The organism is Variovorax sp. 10N420 (assembly GCF_056394705.1).
In genome coordinates this window covers 125288-143066 of sequence record NZ_JBFTIJ010000006.1, presented here as the reverse complement: position 1 = coordinate 143066, position 17779 = coordinate 125288, and the positions used below count along the sequence as shown (strand labels likewise).

Below are 17779 nucleotides of genomic sequence, written 5' to 3'. Positions count from 1 at the left end.
CTCGATGTTGTTCTTGGGGACGACGAATTCTACCGGAGTCACTGTATTTGCGTACAGTGTTTTGCGAGGCTGGAACGCCGAGGGCGTGAGGCCCTTGGCGCGATCCGCGGCGCGATGCTTCGCGCGATATGAGGTTGACGAGCCTTACCCCCGGCACTGGCTACGCAGTTAGGGCTGCTTGGTTCCCCACCTGACCCGGTTGGCCACTTCACCATGCGGGGAGGCCCGTCAGCGGGGGATTGTAGGCGACGTTTCTTCACCCCGATATTGCGTGGGATGAAGCAACGGAGACCTCGGTCGGCCGACCCTAAAATGCGCCGATGGCCTATCTCGTGCTCGCTCGCAAACACCGCCCGAAAACCTTCAGCGAGATGGTCGGCCAGGAACATGTCGTCCAGGCGCTCGAAAACGCGCTGACCTCGCAACGACTGCACCACGCCTATCTTTTCACCGGAACGCGGGGCGTGGGCAAGACCACGGTTTCACGCATTCTGGCCAAGTCGCTCAACTGCCAGGGGCCGGACGGGCAGGGCGGCATCACCGCCACGCCATGCGGCACATGCCAGGCGTGCCGCGACATCGATTCAGGTCGATTCGTCGACTACACGGAACTCGATGCGGCATCGAACCGGGGCGTCGATGAAGTGCAGGCATTGCTGGAACAAGCGGTCTACAAACCCGTCCAGGGGCGCTTCAAGGTCTTCATGATCGACGAAGTGCACATGCTCACGGGCCACGCGTTCAACGCCATGCTGAAGACGCTGGAAGAGCCGCCCGAATACCTCAAGTTCGTGCTGGCGACGACCGATCCGCAGAAGGTGCCGGTCACCGTGCTTTCGCGCTGTCTGCAGTTCAACCTGCGGCCGATGGCGCCCGAGACGGTGCTCGAACACCTCACGCGCGTCCTGCAGACCGAGATGGTGCCGGCCGAGCCGCATGCGCTGCGGCTCATCGCACGCGCCGCGCGCGGATCGATGCGCGACGCCTTGTCCCTGACCGATCAGGCGATCGCATTCGGCAACGGAGAGTTGCTGGAAGCCGGTGTGCGGCAGATGCTCGGGAGCGTCGATCGCGGTCACGTATTTCAGCTGATCGAGGCGCTCGCCAAGGGCGACGGCAAGACAGTCGTCGAGACATCGGAAGGATTGCGGCGCGATGGGCTTTCCGCCGCTTCGACACTCGAAGAGATGACGGCCGTGCTGCAGGGCATGGCAGTCTTGCAGGCGGTGCCGTCGCGCGTCGGATCTGACAACGGCGCAGACCCCGATGCTGCGGAAACGGCGCGGCTCGCTGCGATGATGCCGGCGGACGAAACGCAGTTGCTCTATAGCCTCTGCTTGCACGGACGTGCCGAGCTGGGTCTCGCGCCCGACGAATATGCGGCGCTCACGATGGTGCTGTTGCGTTTGCTGGCGTTCAAGCCCGGTGGCGCAGCATCGGAGGAAAAAAAAACTCTGAATGAAGCTCCGCAGGCCGAACCGGCGCTGCCGCGCGCGGCGTCTGTCGAGTCCGCCAAGCCCGCCATGCCAGCACCGGCGGTGCAACGGCTTTCATCGCCACCCGCGCCTTCAGCCACTCCCGTCGAGCGCCCTGGTCACCGTCTCCCCGTGTTCGACGCTCCGGCGCTGCATACATCGCCACCGCCCCGCCCAGCCGCCGAAGAATCCGCACCAACGGCGACCAAGGTCATGGCGATGCCCGTACGCATCCAGCCGCCACCCGGTGTGCGAGAAGGCGAGTCCACCGCGCCGTCGGCGCCGATCCCGCCGAGCGAGGAGGGCGACTTCTGGCACGCCACCGTCACGCAGATGGTGGCCGCCGAGTCGATCACCGCGCTGGCCCGCGAACTGGCTTTGCAGTCGCAGCTGGTGGCTCGCGACGTCGACCAGTGGCTGTTGCGGGTCGAGCGTGAATCACTCAACCAGCCCGGCAGTCGAGACAAGGTTCAGGCAGCACTTGCTGCGTTCGGCCATGGTGTGAAAATCGCCATCGAAGTCGGTGCCGTCGTCGACAGTCCGGCACGACGCAACAAGCAGGCTGCAGAGGAGCGTCAGCGGATCGCCGAAGAGGCCATACGCAACGATCCTGAAGTGCAATCGATGATGCGAGACTGGGATGCGAGGATCGTCCCAGGTACATTGCGACCCGCATGACGGTTTGAGCCGGCGGCGCCGAGCCGGCGCCACCTGGTCTCATCCATCCAACATTTCTTACTCACAGGACCAACGATGTTCAACAAAGGACAACTGGCCGGCCTCATGAAGCAGGCGCAGGCAATGCAGGACAACCTCAAGAAGGCGCAGGAAGAACTCGCCACGATCGAGGTCGAAGGCGAGTCGGGCGCGGGCCTCGTGAAGGTTGTGATGACCTGCAAGCACGATGTCAAACGCATCACCATCGACCCGAGCCTTCTGGCCGACGACAAGGACATGCTCGAAGACCTGGTGGCCGCTGCGTTCAACGCGGCGGTGCGCAAGGCTGAAGAAACGAGCGAGCAGAAGATGGGCAAGCTCACCGCCGGCATGCCCGGCTTGCCGCCCGGCATGAAGCTGCCGTTCTGACGGTTCGCCGCACCTGAATGGCGGATTCCAGCTCGCTCGATGCGCTGATCGAAGCGCTGCGGCGTTTGCCCGGCGTAGGCGCGAAGTCTGCTTCGCGCATGGCGTTTCACTTGCTGCAGCACGATCGCGAAGGCACACAGATGCTGGCTCGCGCGTTGCAGCAGGCGGCCAGCAACGTGCGGCATTGCGAGCGATGCAACACGTTCACCGAAGCCGCCATCTGCAATGTCTGCGGAGATCCGCGCCGCGATGCGACCAAGCTTTGCGTCGTCGAGACACCGGCCGACCAGGCCGCACTCGAGCGCACCGGCGCGTTCCGTGGCTACTACTTCGTTTTGATGGGCAAGCTCAGCCCGCTCGATGGCATTGGACCCAAGGACATCGGCCTTGCGAAGCTGTTCGATCGCGCGCTCGATGGCACTGTGAGCGAGGTGATCCTTGCGACCAACTTCACCGCCGAGGGCGAGGCCACGGCTCACGTGATCGGCGAAGCGCTCAAGCAACGGGGGCTCACGGTGACGCGGCTTGCGCGTGGCGTGCCTGCCGGCAGTGAGCTCGAATACGTCGACCTGGGCACCATCGCGCACGCGTTGGTCGACCGTCGTTGACCCTCTCCAAGGCGAGAAGCACATGAGCATGCCCCACCTCTCTCTGGCCTACTGGTGCGTGTTGATCGCTGCCTTGCTGCCCTATGTGTCGGCCTACATTGCCAAGGCGGGCGCTTTCAAGGGCAGCGACAACCAGAAGCCGCGCGAGTGGGGTGCGCGCCAGTCTGGATGGCGCGCGAGGGCTAACAGCTCACAGGCCAACGGCTTCGAAGGGCTTCCGTTCTTCATCGGCGCCGTGATCATCGCGCATCAACTGGGCGCTGCGCAGGCGCGGCTCGACATGCTTGCAGCGGCCTACGTCTTGCTGCGCTTGGTCTATATCGGTGTCTATATCGCAGGTCTCGGCACCATTCGCAGCGCTGTCTGGGCGCTCGCGTTTTTCGTGAATGTCGCGATCCTGTTCGCGGGCCGCCAGTAGTCTTCATGTTTACGTGAAAACCCGCACGGGATGTTCCCGATGCAGAGGGACATGCACACCCCTAAGCTCGTTTCGAAAACATTCGAACACAGGGCCTCAAGGCGCCACTCATGCTCAATCGCCGCACCTTCACCATCGCCACCGCACTTGGCGCTGCAGCCGTCGGCGCGCCCCTGGTCCACAGCCAGCCCAAGCTTGAAAAATCGAAGGTGTCTATCGCGGTCGGCGGCAAGGCCGCTTTCTACTACCTTCCGTTGACGATCTCAGAGCAGCTCGGCTACTTCAAGGCCGAGGGCCTGGATGTGGAAATCTCCGATTTCGCAGGAGGCTCACGCGCCCTGCAAGCCGTTGTCGGCGGCTCGGCCGATGTCTGCTCGGGTGCTTTCGAGCACACGATCAACCTTCAGGCCAAGAACCAGATCTTTCAGGCTTTCGTCCTGCAAGGGCGCGCACCGCAGATCGCGATCGGCGTTTCGACGAAGAACATGCCGAGCTATTCGGGCATCGTCGATCTGAGGGGCAAGAAGCTGGGCGTCTCGGCACCGGGCTCGTCGACGAACATGGTGGCCAACCTGGTGCTCTCGCGCGGCGGCCTCAAGGCGAGCGACGTGAGTTACATCGGCGTCGGCGTTGCGGCAGGGGCGCTCACCGCACTGCGCTCGGGTCAAATCGATGCCATCAGCAACACCGATCCGGTGATGACGATGCTCGAGCAGAAGGGCGACGTGAAGATCATCAGCGACACGCGCACGCTCAAGGGCACGCAGGAAGTGTTCGGCGGCCCGATGCCGGCCGCTTGCCTCTATGCGTCTGCGGAGTTCATCCAGAAGAATCCGAACACGTGCCAGGCGCTGGCGAATGCCATCGTGCATGGCCTCAAGTGGCTGCAGACGGCCGGCCCGGGTGACATCATCAAGACAGTGCCGGAGACGTATCTGCTTGGCGACCGCGCGCTGTATCTCGCGTCGTTCGACAAGGTTCGTGAAGCCATCGCCACGGACGGCATGGTGCCGGCGGATGGTCCGAAGACGGCGCTCAACGCCATCGCGAGTTTCGATCCCAGCGTCAAGGCCGACAAGATCGACCTGTCGAAGCTCTACACCAACGATTTTGCGCGGCGCGCAAAGGACAGGTTCAAAGCCTGACCTTTACGCCTCGCAACCCGGCTCCGGCCGGGTTTTTTCTGGCACTCCATGGTCGACTACGCGCTCGAACTCCTAGACATCAGCTGCATCTTTCGATCGAAGGACGATCAGGGGCAGCGCTACACCGCTGTTTCGGACACCACGCTGCGCATTCGCGAGGGCGAATTTGTGTCCGTGGTCGGGCCGACCGGTTGCGGCAAGTCGACCCTGCTCAACATCGGCGCCGGGCTGCTGGCGCCGTCGTCGGGCAGCGTGAAGGTGTTTGGACAACCATTGGCCGGCATCAATGCGCGGGCTGGCTACATGTTCCAGACCGAAGCCCTGATGCCGTGGCGCAGTGCGCTGGACAACGTGATGCTGGGTCTGCAATACCGCGGCGTTGCCGATGCGCAGGCGAAGGCACAGGCCGAAGACTGGCTCGCCCGCGTGGGTCTTGCCGGATTCGGCGACCGCTATCCGCATCAACTCTCGGGCGGCATGCGCAAGCGTACGGCGCTTGCCCAGGTGCTGGCACTGGACCCTGACATCATCCTCATGGACGAGCCGTTCAGCGCACTCGATATCCAGACAAGGCAACTGATGGAGAACGAGGTGCTCGACCTGTGGGCGGCGAAGAAGAAGGCGGTGCTTTTCATCACGCACGATCTCGACGAGGCGATCGCGATGAGTGATCGCGTAGTGGTTCTGTCGGCCGGTCCGGCAACGCATCCGATCGGTGAATTCGTCATCGACCTTCCGCGTCCGCGCGACGTGGCCGAGGTGCGGGCGCATCCAAGGTTTGTCGAACTGCACACGCAGATATGGGGCGTGCTGCGCGACGAAGTCCTCAAGGGCTACGCGCAACAACTGAAGAAGGCGGCCTGACATGCGCCTTCGACCCAGTGAAAACAACGCACCGTTCTGGCAGATCGCGCTGCTGATCGTGCTTCTGGTGGCGTGGCACGTCGCGTCGCGCAACGAGCAGTTCGCCTTCTTCGTCGGCGAACCGATCCAGGTCGCGGGGCGAATCTGGAGCTGGTTCATGCCCGTCGCGATCCCGCCGAACGTGCTCTTTCCCGAAGGGCTGCCCGGCAATGCCGATGTCTATCTGCACCTCGGGGTGACGCTGCTGGAGACCGTCCTCGCATTCCTCATCGGGACTGTGCTGGGGCTGGCCTGCGGACTCTGGCTGGCGCTCGCGCGCACGGCGAGCCTCGTGTTCGACCCCTACATCAAGGCAGCGAACTCGATGCCTCGCGTGATCCTCGCGCCGATCTTTGCCCTTTGGTTTGGGCTGGGGATCTGGAGCAAGGTGGCGCTTGCGGTCACTCTGGTGTTCTTCATCGTGTTCTTCAACGTGTACCAGGGAGTTCGCGAGGTGAGCCCGGTGGTGCTCGCCAACGCCCGCATGCTGGGCGCGAATCAACGTCAATTGCTGCGCACGGTGTATTTGCCGAGCGCGACCAGCTGGGTGTTTTCGAGCCTTCACACCTCGGTCGGGCTGGCCTTCGTCGGTGCGGTGGTGGGCGAATACCTGGGCTCGGCGCGCGGCGTCGGCTATCTGATCCTGCAGGCCGAAGGCACCTTCGACGTCAACACGGTGTTCGCTGGCATCGTGGTGCTGACAGCCTTCGCGCTGGTGCTCGACGCTATCGTCGGCGTGCTCGAAAAACGCCTGATGAAGTGGCAGCCCCGCAGCGGCGAATCCGAGAAGCTCTGAGCGCCTAGCGCTTTTTCTTGGAGGTCTTGGGCGCGCTCTTGACGGCCTTTGCCTTTGGACTGGTGCTCTTGGGCGAGAGGCTCGTCGTCTTGAGCATGTGGTTTCCGCTCGAGCGCGCTGCACCGCTGCCGACGTGCGCCGTCGATGCCGCGCGCACGGGCAGATACACAACGACTTCGTAGCCCTTCTGGAAGGCGTGATTGGGCTTCACGTCGTTCCATTCGGCGACGGCGGCCGGGCTGAGCCTGTAGCGACGGGCGATGCTCGCGACGCTGTCCTTCTTGCCGGCGCGCACGATCGTTCGGCGCGTGACGATTTCGGGCTGAAAGCTCAGATGCCCGGTGTCAGCGACAAGCGCCGCCACGTCTTCCTGAACGCGGGCGCCACGCGGCACTATCAGAGTCGAGCCCGCCTTGATGAGCATCCGCGGAGGCACGCTGTTGACGGCGCGCAGGTCGGCTTCGCTCATGCCTGTGCGCTGGGCGGCGTCCGCGACCGTCATCGTCGATGGCACGGACCAGGCGGTCCAACTGGCGTACTGCCCTTGCGAGTAAGCCTCGAAATTGCGCTGGAACACGGCTGCGTTGTCCCAGGGCAGCAGGATCTCGGGTGTTCCGGCGGCGAGCAGAACCGGCTTGTGCGCCGAGGGATTGAGCGCGCGGAAGTCTTCGATCTTGACGTCGGCCAGTTTTGCGGCAAGGTCGACGTCGAGATCCCGCTTGAGCGTGACGGTCTGGAAGTAAGGGTGGTTTGCGATCAGCGGCAGCTCTGCGTTGAAGCGTTCCGGATTGGCAACGATGTTCTTGACGGCCTGCAGCTTGGGGACGTACATGCGGGTTTCGGCAGGCATGTTGAGGTCGGTATAGCCGGTCGGCAAGCCGGCGCGCTGGTTCTTCGCGATGGCGCGGCTCACGTTGCCTTCGCCCCAGTTGTATGCCGCCAGCGCCAGTTGCCAGTCGCCGAACATGCCGTAGAGCTTCTGCAGGTAGTCGAGCGCTGCGCGAGTAGACGCGACCACGTCCCGGCGGTCATCACGAAAGATGTTCTGCTTGAGGTCGTAGTCGGTGCCTGTGGCGGGCATGAACTGCCACATGCCGGCAGCACGAGCGGTCGAAACCGCTTGCGGATTGAAGGCGCTTTCAATGTACGGCAGCAGCGCAATCTCCGTCGGCATGTCGCGACGCTCGAGTTCCTCGACGATGTGGAAGATGTAGCGGCTCGACCGCTCTGTCATGCGCTGCATGTAGTCGGGCCGGCTTGCGTACCACTGCTCGCGATCGTGTACGAGGTCGTTGTCGAGGTCGGGCATCTTGAAGCCCTTGCGGATGCGGTCCCACATGTCCGTGGGAGGTGCCAAGGTGACGACAGCGCGTGATTTCGTCTGGCCCGAAGTAATCGGCGTCAGGGGTCCGCCCGGATAGACCGGAGTCGCGCGCTCCGATGCAGCCAAGGACGAATTGCCTGTACCGGTGGCGCAGCCCGCGAGAAACAAGGAGCCCGCGAGGCAGGCGGCAACGATAAGTCTCATCAAAAGTGGTTCATCCATTAACGCAGCGCCGCGAACACCGCAGCGGCCGCTTACTGATCGATCTCTGCGGCAGGGGGTTCCGCTGCACACGCAAATCTCGGGTTAGCAAGTGTGTATGCCAGGTCGCCCTCGTCGCCAATGCGCGCCGGGCGGAAGAAAATTCGACATTCGCCTCATCGGGTCGGCATGACGGGAGTGCGTGACTAGAATCGCGGCCAACTGCAGATTGCCACGCTCGAGTGCATCGGACACCGGCCTGGCATCTCCCGGGTCGACCGAGTTCGCGTCGCACACTTCCTGCAGCATCCAGATGTGGTTGTCGGCAAAGGCGGGCAGCGGAACGAGGGTCATGAGCGGTCAAATTATAGGTTTGCATGATTGGTTCGAGACCCCCCCAGGCCGCTATCTGCTGGCCTGGGAGCAGTCCCAGTTCGATCAGGCCGTGGCGGACGTATTCGGCTATCACGCGCTGCAACTGGGCTTGCCGGAGCTGGACGGCCTGCGTGCCAATCGCATGCCGTATCGCTGGCTTTCGGTATCCGACCCGGCGATGGCGGCGAGATGCGCGCTCGTCACCGATTTTTCCGCGTTGCCTTTTTCGGCCAACAGCCTTGACCTGGTGGTGCTTCCGCACACGCTCGAACTCAGCCTCGACCCCCATGCGACGCTGCGTGAAGTCGAGCGCGTGCTGGTGCCCGAAGGCCGTGTCGTGATCTGCGGGCTCAATCCCGCAAGCCTGTGGGGCATGCGGCAACGGAGGGCGCGTCTTTACAGGCGCCTTGGATTCGGCGAGCTCTTTTTGCCGGAGGCCGGCGACTTCATCGGCTACAGGCGCATGCGCGACTGGCTGCGTCTGCTGAGCTTCGAGGTCGAATCAGGGCGCTTCGGTGTCTACCGACCTGCGGTGCGCAGCGAGGCATGGCTGGAGCGCTGCCATTGGTTCGACACGGCAGGGGAGCGCTGGTGGCCGATCTTCGGCGCGGTTTATTTTCTGGTCGCGGTCAAACGGGTCCGCGGCCTCCGGCTGCTGAGCGCCGACTGGCGCCGGGCTGCGGCCCGCGCGAGCGCGCCGGTGCCGATCGCGGGCAGGATGCACCGCGATCCCTCTCATCGACAGTGACAAGGAACGTTTCTTGAACGAAGTACAGATCTATACCGACGGCGCCTGCAAGGGAAACCCGGGCCCCGGCGGCTGGGGCGCATGGCTCAAGTCGGGTGCCACCGAAAAAGAATTGTTCGGCGGCGAACTCAACACCACCAACAACCGGATGGAACTGCAGGCGGTGATCGAAGGGCTCGGTGCCCTCAAGCGCCCATGCAAGGTCGTTCTCTATCTGGACAGCCAATACGTGCGGATGGGCATCACGGAATGGATTCGCGGCTGGAAAGCCAAGGGCTGGCGCACTTCGACGAAGCAGCCCGTCAAGAATGTCGAGCTTTGGCAGCAACTCGACAAGCTGGTGTCGGAGGGCGGCCATCAAATCGAGTGGCGATGGGTCAAGGGGCATTCGGGAGACCCGGGCAACGAGCGTGCGGATGCGCTCGCCAACAAGGGAGTCGAGCGGGCGCTGGGGAGGATCTGACGCGCTTCAGATGCGCTGCGGCGTTTCCAGTGCTTCGCCCATCTGGGCCCTGAAGAGCAGGTCATCGGTGACCCGCAGTCGCCGGCTCATCTCGCGCGCGATGTTCATCTGGATCAGCGCAAACTGTTCGACGTCGCGCTCGAACACCCGATAGAGATTGGCCGACGAAAGCTGAATTGCGCTGCAATCCTCGTCCGCGCGCACCGACGCACTGCGTGGCGAAAGATCGAGAAGGGCCATCTCACCGAAGCAGTCGCCCGGCCCGAGCCGGCGGATGAGGAGTTCGTGGCTTTGCCAGCTTTTCGAGACAGTGACGTGCCCGGTTTCCAGCACGTACATGCAGTCGGGCTCATCGTTTTCATGGAAGAAGTAGTCGCCGCCCTTCATGCGGACCACCGGCGCCGGCGCCAGCAGGAATTCCATCGTTTCAGAGCCCACGGCTCCGAAGATGGGCATCTGTTGCATCAGTTCGATTCTTGTCGCGCCCACTTGCCGCTCCTTCCGCTCCTTCGATCTGCGGGGCCAGACCTTACACCACACCGTCGAACATCATCACGTCGACGGCATCGCCTGCGGCCACGTCTCCCTGATCATGGTGGAGCACCACCAGCCCATTGGCTTCGACCATCGAGCTCAGGACGCCAGAGCCCTGGTTTCCGGCAACCCGAACCTCCGGCAGTGAGCCAGCGACGGCCTGTACGCGGCCACGCTGGTATTCGGTGCGGCCGGGCTTCTTGCGAATGGCGCTGACGCTCTTTGCGCGAAGGAGGGGTGGGGCCGCCGCCGAGCTTGCATTGCAGCCCATCATCCGCAGCAGCGCAGGGCGCACGAACGCGAGGAAAGTCACCATGACCGCGACAGGATTGCCGGGCAGGCCGAAGAGCACCGCTGGTGCGCGCATCTCGGTGCCCGCGTGAATGAGCCCGACGGCCATTGGACGCCCGGGCCGCATGGCAACACGCCAGAAGGCCATGTCGCCCAGGCGCTGCATTACCGTGCGCGTGTGGTCGGCCTCGCCGACACTGACGCCGCCGCTGGTGATGATGGCGTCGGCATCGCCCGCAGCACGCCGCAGGACGGATTCGAGCGCGGCGGGGTCGTCGCGCACCAAGCCAAGGTCGACGACCTCGGCACCCAGGCGCGCGAGAAGTCCGAAGACCGTGTAGCGATTGCTGTCGTAGACCGCACCCTCACGCGGCGATTCGCCCACGCTCAGGATCTCGTCGCCCGTCGAGAAATAAGCGACCCGCAGGCGCCTGAGCACCGGCACGGTGGGCAATCCCAGGCTGGCCATCATGCCCAACGCAGCCGGAGAGACGATCTCGCCGCGTTGGAGTGCCGGCCTGCCCTGCATCAGGTCTTCGCCGGCCAGTCGCCGGTTGTCGCCGCGCTGCAGCGCGGCGGCGGAAAAGCTGACGGCCGCGCCCTCGATGGTGCAGAACTCCTGCGGAATGACGGTGTCCAGGCCCTCCGGCATGACGGCCCCGGTCATGATCTTGACGGCGTCGCCAGCGGCGATCGAACCGTGCCAGGCGGCACCTGCCAGCGCCGTGCCCACCACCCGCAGGCGCACGGTCGCATCGTCGTCATGGCGGTCGAGCACCGCGCCATTGAAGGCGAACCCGTCCATGGCCGAGTTGTCGTGCGGGGGCACGCTCAGCGGCGAGACGATGTCCTCCGACAGAACCCTTCCGAGCGCATCGCGCAGCGCGACGGTTTCGTCTCGCGTGACGGCGGATTGGTCGGCAAGCCGCGCCAGGAACGCCTGCACCGCATCGACGCCCATCGCCTTGGGGTCGTAGCCCGCCAGGGCGGCGGCGATGTCGGCAATTCGGCTCATGGAGAAAGAACGGCAAGGATGACGAGAACGATCGGGCCGGCCGTCAAGGACGTCGCTGGGATTCGAGTGCGTGCAACTCGGCCAGCGTATTGGCGTTGAAGAATGCGCCCGGCGCGTCTTCTGGCCCATCGAAAGGCACGATCACTGTCCGGTGCTGTGCAGTCCACCGCTGGATCTTGCGACCCCCGTCCTCCGTGAAGCGCACCAGGCTTTCGCGCAGTTGGACGCTCAGGAGGCAAAACACGGGTTGGGGTCGCGTGACATCAGCCTCATCCAATGACTCGGGCGCGGCCGCCATGGCGATTTCGGAGCCGTCGGAGACAAGGGCTTGGGATAGCCGGCGCGCGAGGTCGAGCGGAAACAGCGGCGTGTCGCACGGCACGGTCAGAAGATAAGGCGTCTCGCAGTGCTCCAGCCCTGTGAGAAAACCCGCCAGCGGCCCCGCGTAGTCCGCAAGTTCGTCAGGCCACACCGGAACGCCAAAGGCTCGATAAGTCGGGAGATTCCGATTGGCGTTCACCATGATCTGCCCGACCTGGCTGCCCAGGCGCTTGACCGCATGCTCGGCAAGTGGCGAGCCGTTGAAGTTCTGCAAGCCTTTGTCGACGCCGCCCATGCGCGAGCCGCGGCCGCCGGCCAGCACGAGGCCTGTGATGTCCTGGACGGGGATGCCGGCCACCGCGCTCATCCGCCGATGTAGCTCATTTCGACGCGGCGCGGCGCGCCCGCATCGTTGTCCGGCTCGCGCAGCGACCGCAACTCGGAATACCGGTCGCTCCGGCCCTGCCAGATGTCTGCGATGGCGGATGTGATCTGCGCGTCGTCCACGCCGCCGCGCAGCATAGGACGCAGATCGTGGCCGGAATTGGCAAAGAGGCAGAGAAAGAGCTTGCCCTCGGTGGAGAGTCGCGCGCGGGTGCAATCGTGGCAAAACGCCTGGGTCACGCTGCTGATCACGCCGATCTCGCCGGCGCCATCCGCATAGGCCCAGCGCTGCGCGGTTTCGCCGGGCGCGCTGGCTTCGAGCGGCACGAGCGGGAATTCCTCTGCGATGCGCCGCACCACGTCTGCGGACGGAAGCACTTCATCCATGCGCCAGCCGTTGGTCGCACCGACGTCCATGTATTCGATGAAGCGCAACACCACGCCAGTGCCGCGGAAATGCCGTGCCATCGGCAGGATTTCCTGCTCATTGGTGCCACGCTTGACCACCATGTTCACCTTGATCGGCGCGAGCCCGGCAGCCTGTGCAGCTTCAATGCCCGCGAGCACCTCGGCCACCGGAAAGTCGACGTCGTTCATGGCGCGAAAGACGGTGTCATCCAGACCGTCGAGGCTCACCGTCACGCGGTGAAGCCCAGCCGCCTTCAGGGCCTTGGCCTTGCGGGCGAGAAGGGAGCCATTGGTCGTCAGCGTCAGGTCCAAGGGTTCGCCATCCGCCGTGCGCAGGGCGGCCAGCTGCTCCACAAGCACTTCGAGGTTCTTGCGCAGCAGCGGTTCGCCGCCCGTGAGGCGGATCTTGCGCACGCCGTGCGTCGCAAAAACGCGCGCCAGGCGCGTGATCTCCTCGAAGCTCAGCAATGCACTGTGCGGCAGGTATTGATAGTTCTTGTCGAAGATTTCCTTCGGCATGCAATAGCTGCAGCGGAAGTTGCATCGATCGGTGACGCTGATTCGCAGGTCGGTCAGCGGGCGAGCCAGGCGATCGAGCAATACGCCCGTTGCCGCGACCGGAAGCCCGGCCGAGACCGTCGCGCGGCGTGCGCGGCCGATCTCGGAGAGGGGAACGACATGCTGGCTCATGGAAAGAGCAATTTAACGCATCGCCCGCGGCATCGGTGCTGCAGGGCCGTTTGACCCTGCCGCGAGCCGACCACAACTTTGGTCTTGTGCGTTACACGCACCGAGCGCCGTCGACCTCGATGCAGACCCCGCTGATGAACGAAGCTTCGTCGCTCGCCAGATAAAGCGCCGCATTGGCTACGTCGAGCGCTGTCGAGAAACGCCCCAGCGGAATGGTCGCCCGGAACTTCGCCTTGCGTTCTTCCGTGACGGGCCCGCCGGCAAATTCGGCGGCGAGGCCGGTGTCGGGGTTGAACACCGGGTTGATGCAATTCACGCGAATGTTGTCGGGGCCCAGTTCGGCGGCCAGCGACTTGCTCGTGGTGATCACGGCACCTTTCGATCCGTTGTACCAGGTGAGGCCGGGGCGGGGCCGCACGCCTGCGGTCGAGGCGATGTTGATGAACGACCCACCGCCATTGGCACGAAAGGCGGGCACCGCGTGAATGGTCGAAAGATAGATGCTCTTCACGTTGACCGAATAGCAGCGGTCGAACTCGTCTTCGCTCACTTCGAGTGCCGGACGATTGCGGTGCGTCCAGCCGGCGTTGTTGACCATGGCGTCGAGCTTGCCATGGCGCTCGACCGCAGCGCCCACCAGCGCCTTCATGTCGGCTGATTTGGTGACATCTCCAGCAAAAAACGATGCGCGGCCGCCCGCACGCAGGATGGCTTCGACCACCTGCTCGCCCAGTGCCGTATTGATGTCGTTGACGATCACCTGGGCGCCTTCTTCCGCCAGCCGCTTCGCGATGCCTTCGCCGATGCCGCCGCCGGCGCCGGTGACGATGATGGATTTGTCCTTGACGCGCATTTTGTTGTTTCCTGTTGCTGTTGTTCAGCCGTGCTTGATGGCGACGGTCTTGAGGGTCGTGAATCCGTAGAGCGCTTCGAAACCCTTTTCACGGCCATAGCCCGATGATTTGACGCCGCCAAAAGGCAACTCGACTCCGCCGCCGGCCCCGTAGTTGTTAATGAACACCTGGCCGCTCTGCAGGCGCTTCGCCATCCTGAACTGCCGCCCGCCGTTTTCGGTCCAGATGCCCGCGACGAGGCCAAACCTCGTCGCGTTGGCAAGCGCCACGGCTTCGTCCTCATCCCGGAACGACATCGCCGCCAGCACGGGGCCGAAGACTTCCTCTTGCGCAAGACGGTGGTCCACAGGCACGTCGCGCAGGAGAGTGGGCGCCTGATAGAAGCCGCTCTCGGGCGCTTCGTCGACCACGGTGCCCTGGCCGATCATGGGAATGCCCGCAACATGCGCGTCCGACAGAAAGTCCCACACGCGCTGCTGCTGCGATTGGCGAATCAGAGGGCCCACGTCGAGATCCATCGCCGCAGGGCCTACGCGCAGCGCATTGAACGCGTGGCCCAGCCGTTCGAGCAGGGGCTCGTAGATTTCGCGCTCGATGAGAACGCGCGAGCCCGCCGAACAAGTCTGGCCCGCGTTCTGCACGATGGCGTTGATCACCACCGGAATGACAGCGCCCAGGTCGGCATCCGCGAAGATGATCTGAGGGCTCTTGCCGCCAAGCTCGAGCGTGACCGGGCAATGGCGCTCCGCCGCGACCTGCTGGATGATCGTCCCGACGCTAGGGCTGCCAGTAAAGCTGATGTGGTCGATGCCTGGATGGCGCGCCAGCGAATCGCCGACTTCGTGGCCGTAGCCCGTCACGATGTTGAGGGCGCCCGGCGGGAAACCCACCTCGGCCGCGAGTTGCGCCACGCGGATCAGCGACAGGCAAGCGTCTTCCGAAGGTTTGACGACGCACACGTTGCCCGCAGCGAGCGCGCCACCCACGCTGCGCCCGAAGATTTGCATCGGGTAGTTCCACGGAATGATGTGGCCCGTGACACCGTGCGGCTCGCGCCAGGTGAGCACGCTGTAGCCGTCTTGGTAGGGGATGGTTTCGCCGTGCAGCTTGTCGCATGCGCCGGCATAGAACTCGAAGTAGCGCACCAGCGCCAGTGCGTCGGCCCGAGCCTGCTTGACCGGCTTGCCGCAATCGCGTTGCTCGAGAAGCGCCAGCTCGTCCGTGTGCTGGGCAATCTTTTGCGAGAGCTTGTAGAGCAGCTTTCCGCGATCGGCGGCGCTCACCTTGTGCCAGGTCGACTCGAAACAGTGGCGCGCGGCGCGCACCGCGTTGTCGATGTCCGAGGCGTTGCTGCGCTGCAGTTCGTCGAAGGTCTGGCCGTCGGAAGGGTCGATCACCGGCAGCGTGCGGCCGGACGATGAGGCAACGCTTTCGTTGCCGATGTAGTTGAGTTGCATGGGGCGAAATCTTAGCGGCCTCCCGCTGCTTTCGTGAGGCGGCGGTTTCAGCGCGAAGCCGTGGCCTTCGGCAGGGCGCGCACGGCATTGAGCATCCGCTCCACGTGCTTGTCGGGGTTCAGGTTCTGGTAGTAATAGGCGACGTTGCCATTGGGGGCGATCACATACGACAGCCGGTTGGCAAAATCCGGGCGCGTTTGCATGAGTGCATCGAAGCCCTGGATGACTGTCTTCGCTGAGTCGGACGCGACCGGAAAGCGGTTCTGGCATGACTTCACCGAGAACCTGGTCAGCGTCTCGATGTCGTCGGCCGACACACCGATCACGGTGGCGCCGAGGGCCGCGAACTGGTCGATCGCTTCGGCAAAGGCGTGCGCCTCGATGGAGCAATCGTTCGAATCAGCGGCGGGGAAGAAATAGACCACCACCGGACCTTTGGCGAGTTGCTCGGCAAGCGAATACTGGAATGTTTTTCCGCCAAGAGCCGCCGTGGCCGTGAACTTGGGAGCAGGATCGCCGATGTCCAGTGCCGCGAAAGCGGGCGGTGCCAGAACTGCGGCAATTGCAATGCCAATCCCAAGCAAAGCCGGACGGGCAGAGATCGTGAGCGTCATGATGTAACCCTGCGGAAGGTCCGACGAATTCTAGGACGCAAGGGCGCAATAGCAACCGAGGTGGAAAGACGATGACTTTCGGAACGACCCGCTGGCTGCACGCCGCCTTTTCATGCGCCTTGCTTGCCATGCTGACCGCTTGCGGGTCTTTGCCGCAGATGCATGAACGCGCGGACGAGTACGCTGCGCCACCCGATCAGTCCACCCGGCTCGCAAAGATCGTCGATGATTCGACGCCGCCCGGTGAGCACTCCGGTTTTCGCCTGATGCCGCTGGGCGTCTATTCGCTCGACGCCCGGATCCAGCTCGCCAAGCGGGCCCAACAGGCGCTCGTGGTGCAGTATTACCAGCTCGAAAACGACGGCACCGGCCGATTGCTGATGCGGGCTTTGCGGGAAGCCGCGGCGCGGGGCGTGAAGGTGAGGGTGCTGGTGGACGACCTCTACACCGCCAAGAGCCAGGAGCCGCTGCTGGAGCTCGCGCAGGTGCCAAACGTCGAGGTGCGGCTGTTCAATCCGTTCTGCTGCGGGCGCAACGGCTTCATCTCGCGTTTTGCCGCTTCGCCGCAGGACATCCCGCGTCTCAATCACCGCATGCACAACAAGCTCTTCATTGCCGATGGCGTGGTGGCGGTCGTGGGCGGACGCAACATCGCCGATGAGTATTTTGTGCTTAGCCAGGCGCAGAACTTCATTGACATGGACGCCGTTGTCGTCGGGAAAGTGGTGCCGGAGCTCGAGGCAGTCTTCGACACCTTCTGGAACGCCGAGCAGGTCTGGCCCATCGAAGACATCGTGCACGCCACTCGGGGGAAAAAGCCCACGGCCGAAGATTTCGACAATTGGATCGGCATGTCCGCGCCTGCGCCCCGGCTGGAGCTTCCGCCGGTGGACGTCCTGGGATACGGCCCGATCACGGAGGAACTGGACGGCGGCCGCATGGGGCTGCTCTGGGGCGAAGCCCATGTGATTGCCGATCCGCCGAAGAAGCCCACCTACATGAATGCCGACGAGGCGCTTGCCACCAGCGTGACCATGAAGGTCTGGGGGCTGATGATGGATGCGAAGACCGAAGTGAACCTGACTTCCCCCTACCTGGTGCCGGGGGAAAAGGGCATGGCCGCCTTCGACGATCTCGCGCGGCGAAAGGTCAAACTGACGCTGCTGACCAATTCGCTCGCCGCCAACGACGAGCCGCTGGTGCACACGGCCTATGCCCGCTATCGGGAGCGGCTCCTTCGCAGCGGCGCCGACCTCTACGAGCTGAGCCCCGAGCGAACGATCGCCAGCGAACGCTTCGGCATGTTCGGCAACTCGCTCGGCCGCCTGCACGCCAAGACGGCAGCGATCGACAAGCAGCGCATCTTCATCGGATCCATGAACCTCGACCCACGATCGGCGACGCAGAACACCGAAATGGGTGTCGTGGCCGAAAGCCCGCAACTTGCGCGCGAAATGCTGCGAGTCATCAACATCAGCAAGCTCCAGAATTCGTATCGCCTTCGCCTGAACAAGGAAACGGGAGCCTTGCAATGGCTGACCACCGATGGCGAAAAAGAAATAATCCTGACTTCCGAACCTGAGGCCAGCTTTTTTCAACGTTTTTACAACGTGCTGGTCGGGCCGATCGTTCCGGAAATGCTGTTGTAATCCCCGGATGGTCACCACGG

General features: G+C 63.8%; 18 protein-coding genes and 1 other RNA gene. 10 read left to right on the top strand and 9 right to left on the bottom strand.

Annotation, left to right across the window (positions count from 1 at the left end; genetic code table 11):
- Positions 1-133: 133 nt before the first annotated feature.
- An RNA gene (gene ffs / locus AC1DEK_RS17115) (signal recognition particle sRNA small type) lies at positions 134-230 on the bottom strand.
- Positions 231-320: 90 nt separating this feature from the next.
- Here ffs and dnaX point away from each other — a divergent pair.
- The 7 genes from dnaX (at position 321) to AC1DEK_RS17080 (ending at position 6431) form a co-directional block, all read left to right on the top strand.
- Positions 321-2153 (top strand): DNA polymerase III subunit gamma/tau, encoded by a 1833-nt coding sequence (gene dnaX, locus AC1DEK_RS17110; protein ID WP_478126466.1) that lies wholly within the window; start codon positions 321-323, stop codon positions 2151-2153.
- A 75-nt stretch (positions 2154-2228) separates the two neighbouring features.
- Complete coding sequence (locus AC1DEK_RS17105) at positions 2229-2561, top strand: YbaB/EbfC family nucleoid-associated protein (RefSeq protein WP_012747441.1); 333 nt, start codon at positions 2229-2231, stop codon at positions 2559-2561.
- 17 nt (positions 2562-2578) lie between these two features.
- Positions 2579-3169 carry a recombination mediator RecR gene (gene recR, locus AC1DEK_RS17100; protein WP_478126465.1) on the top strand — a complete coding sequence of 197 codons (591 nt, stop codon included), beginning with the start codon at positions 2579-2581 and terminating at the stop codon, positions 3167-3169.
- 22 nt (positions 3170-3191) lie between these two features.
- Positions 3192-3587 (top strand): MAPEG family protein, encoded by a 396-nt coding sequence (locus AC1DEK_RS17095; protein WP_478126464.1) that lies wholly within the window; start codon positions 3192-3194, stop codon positions 3585-3587.
- A gap of 110 nt (positions 3588-3697) precedes the next feature.
- A complete protein-coding gene (locus AC1DEK_RS17090) occupies positions 3698-4732 on the top strand; it encodes an ABC transporter substrate-binding protein (protein WP_478126463.1) in 1035 nt (344 codons plus the stop codon).
- 48 nt (positions 4733-4780) lie between these two features.
- A complete protein-coding gene (locus AC1DEK_RS17085; protein WP_478126462.1) occupies positions 4781-5596 on the top strand; it encodes an ABC transporter ATP-binding protein in 816 nt (271 codons plus the stop codon).
- Position 5597: 1 nt separating this feature from the next.
- Positions 5598-6431: an ABC transporter permease gene (locus AC1DEK_RS17080; protein ID WP_478126461.1), complete on the top strand. Its 834-nt coding sequence runs from the start codon at positions 5598-5600 to the stop codon at positions 6429-6431.
- A gap of 4 nt (positions 6432-6435) precedes the next feature.
- Here the strand turns inward: AC1DEK_RS17080 and AC1DEK_RS17075 are convergent, their stop codons facing one another.
- A complete protein-coding gene (locus tag AC1DEK_RS17075) occupies positions 6436-7959 on the bottom strand; it encodes a transglycosylase SLT domain-containing protein (protein ID WP_478126460.1) in 1524 nt (507 codons plus the stop codon).
- Between the two features lie 349 nt (positions 7960-8308).
- Here AC1DEK_RS17075 and AC1DEK_RS17070 point away from each other — a divergent pair, with 349 nt between their 5' ends.
- The gene (locus AC1DEK_RS17070) at positions 8309-9079 is read left to right on the top strand and encodes a class I SAM-dependent methyltransferase (RefSeq protein WP_478126459.1); all 771 of its coding nucleotides are present in this window, start codon (positions 8309-8311) and stop codon (positions 9077-9079) included.
- 13 nt (positions 9080-9092) lie between these two features.
- Positions 9093-9542 (top strand): ribonuclease HI, encoded by a 450-nt coding sequence (gene rnhA / locus AC1DEK_RS17065; RefSeq protein WP_478126458.1) that lies wholly within the window; start codon positions 9093-9095, stop codon positions 9540-9542.
- Between the two features lie 6 nt (positions 9543-9548).
- On the opposite strand, the gene AC1DEK_RS17060 is transcribed toward rnhA, so the two are convergent.
- The 7 genes from AC1DEK_RS17060 to AC1DEK_RS17030 form a co-directional block, all read right to left on the bottom strand.
- On the bottom strand, positions 9549-10007 hold the full coding sequence (locus AC1DEK_RS17060; RefSeq protein ID WP_478126457.1) for a cyclic nucleotide-binding domain-containing protein: 459 nt from the start codon (positions 10005-10007) through the stop codon (positions 9549-9551).
- Between the two features lie 64 nt (positions 10008-10071).
- Positions 10072-11382, bottom strand: coding sequence for a molybdopterin molybdotransferase MoeA (gene moeA / locus AC1DEK_RS17055; RefSeq protein WP_478126456.1), 1311 nt, complete (start codon positions 11380-11382; stop codon positions 10072-10074).
- A 43-nt stretch (positions 11383-11425) separates the two neighbouring features.
- Positions 11426-12070, bottom strand: a complete 645-nt coding sequence (gene mobA, locus AC1DEK_RS17050) for a molybdenum cofactor guanylyltransferase MobA (protein WP_478126455.1) — start codon at positions 12068-12070, stop codon at positions 11426-11428.
- The gene (moaA, locus tag AC1DEK_RS17045; protein WP_478126454.1) at positions 12067-13185 is read right to left on the bottom strand and encodes a GTP 3',8-cyclase MoaA; all 1119 of its coding nucleotides are present in this window, start codon (positions 13183-13185) and stop codon (positions 12067-12069) included. The genes mobA and moaA overlap by 4 nt, the downstream gene beginning before the upstream one ends.
- Before the next feature lie 91 nt (positions 13186-13276).
- A complete protein-coding gene (locus AC1DEK_RS17040) occupies positions 13277-14038 on the bottom strand; it encodes an SDR family oxidoreductase (protein ID WP_478126453.1) in 762 nt (253 codons plus the stop codon).
- A 24-nt stretch (positions 14039-14062) separates the two neighbouring features.
- Complete coding sequence (locus AC1DEK_RS17035; RefSeq protein WP_478126452.1) at positions 14063-15496, bottom strand: aldehyde dehydrogenase family protein; 1434 nt, start codon at positions 15494-15496, stop codon at positions 14063-14065.
- 47 nt (positions 15497-15543) lie between these two features.
- Positions 15544-16110, bottom strand: a complete 567-nt coding sequence (locus AC1DEK_RS17030) for a peroxiredoxin (RefSeq protein WP_478126451.1) — start codon at positions 16108-16110, stop codon at positions 15544-15546.
- A 71-nt stretch (positions 16111-16181) separates the two neighbouring features.
- Between AC1DEK_RS17030 and AC1DEK_RS17025 the strand changes: the two genes are divergently transcribed.
- Positions 16182-17759 (top strand): phospholipase D-like domain-containing protein, encoded by a 1578-nt coding sequence (locus AC1DEK_RS17025; protein WP_478126450.1) that lies wholly within the window; start codon positions 16182-16184, stop codon positions 17757-17759.
- Positions 17760-17779 lie beyond the last annotated feature (20 nt).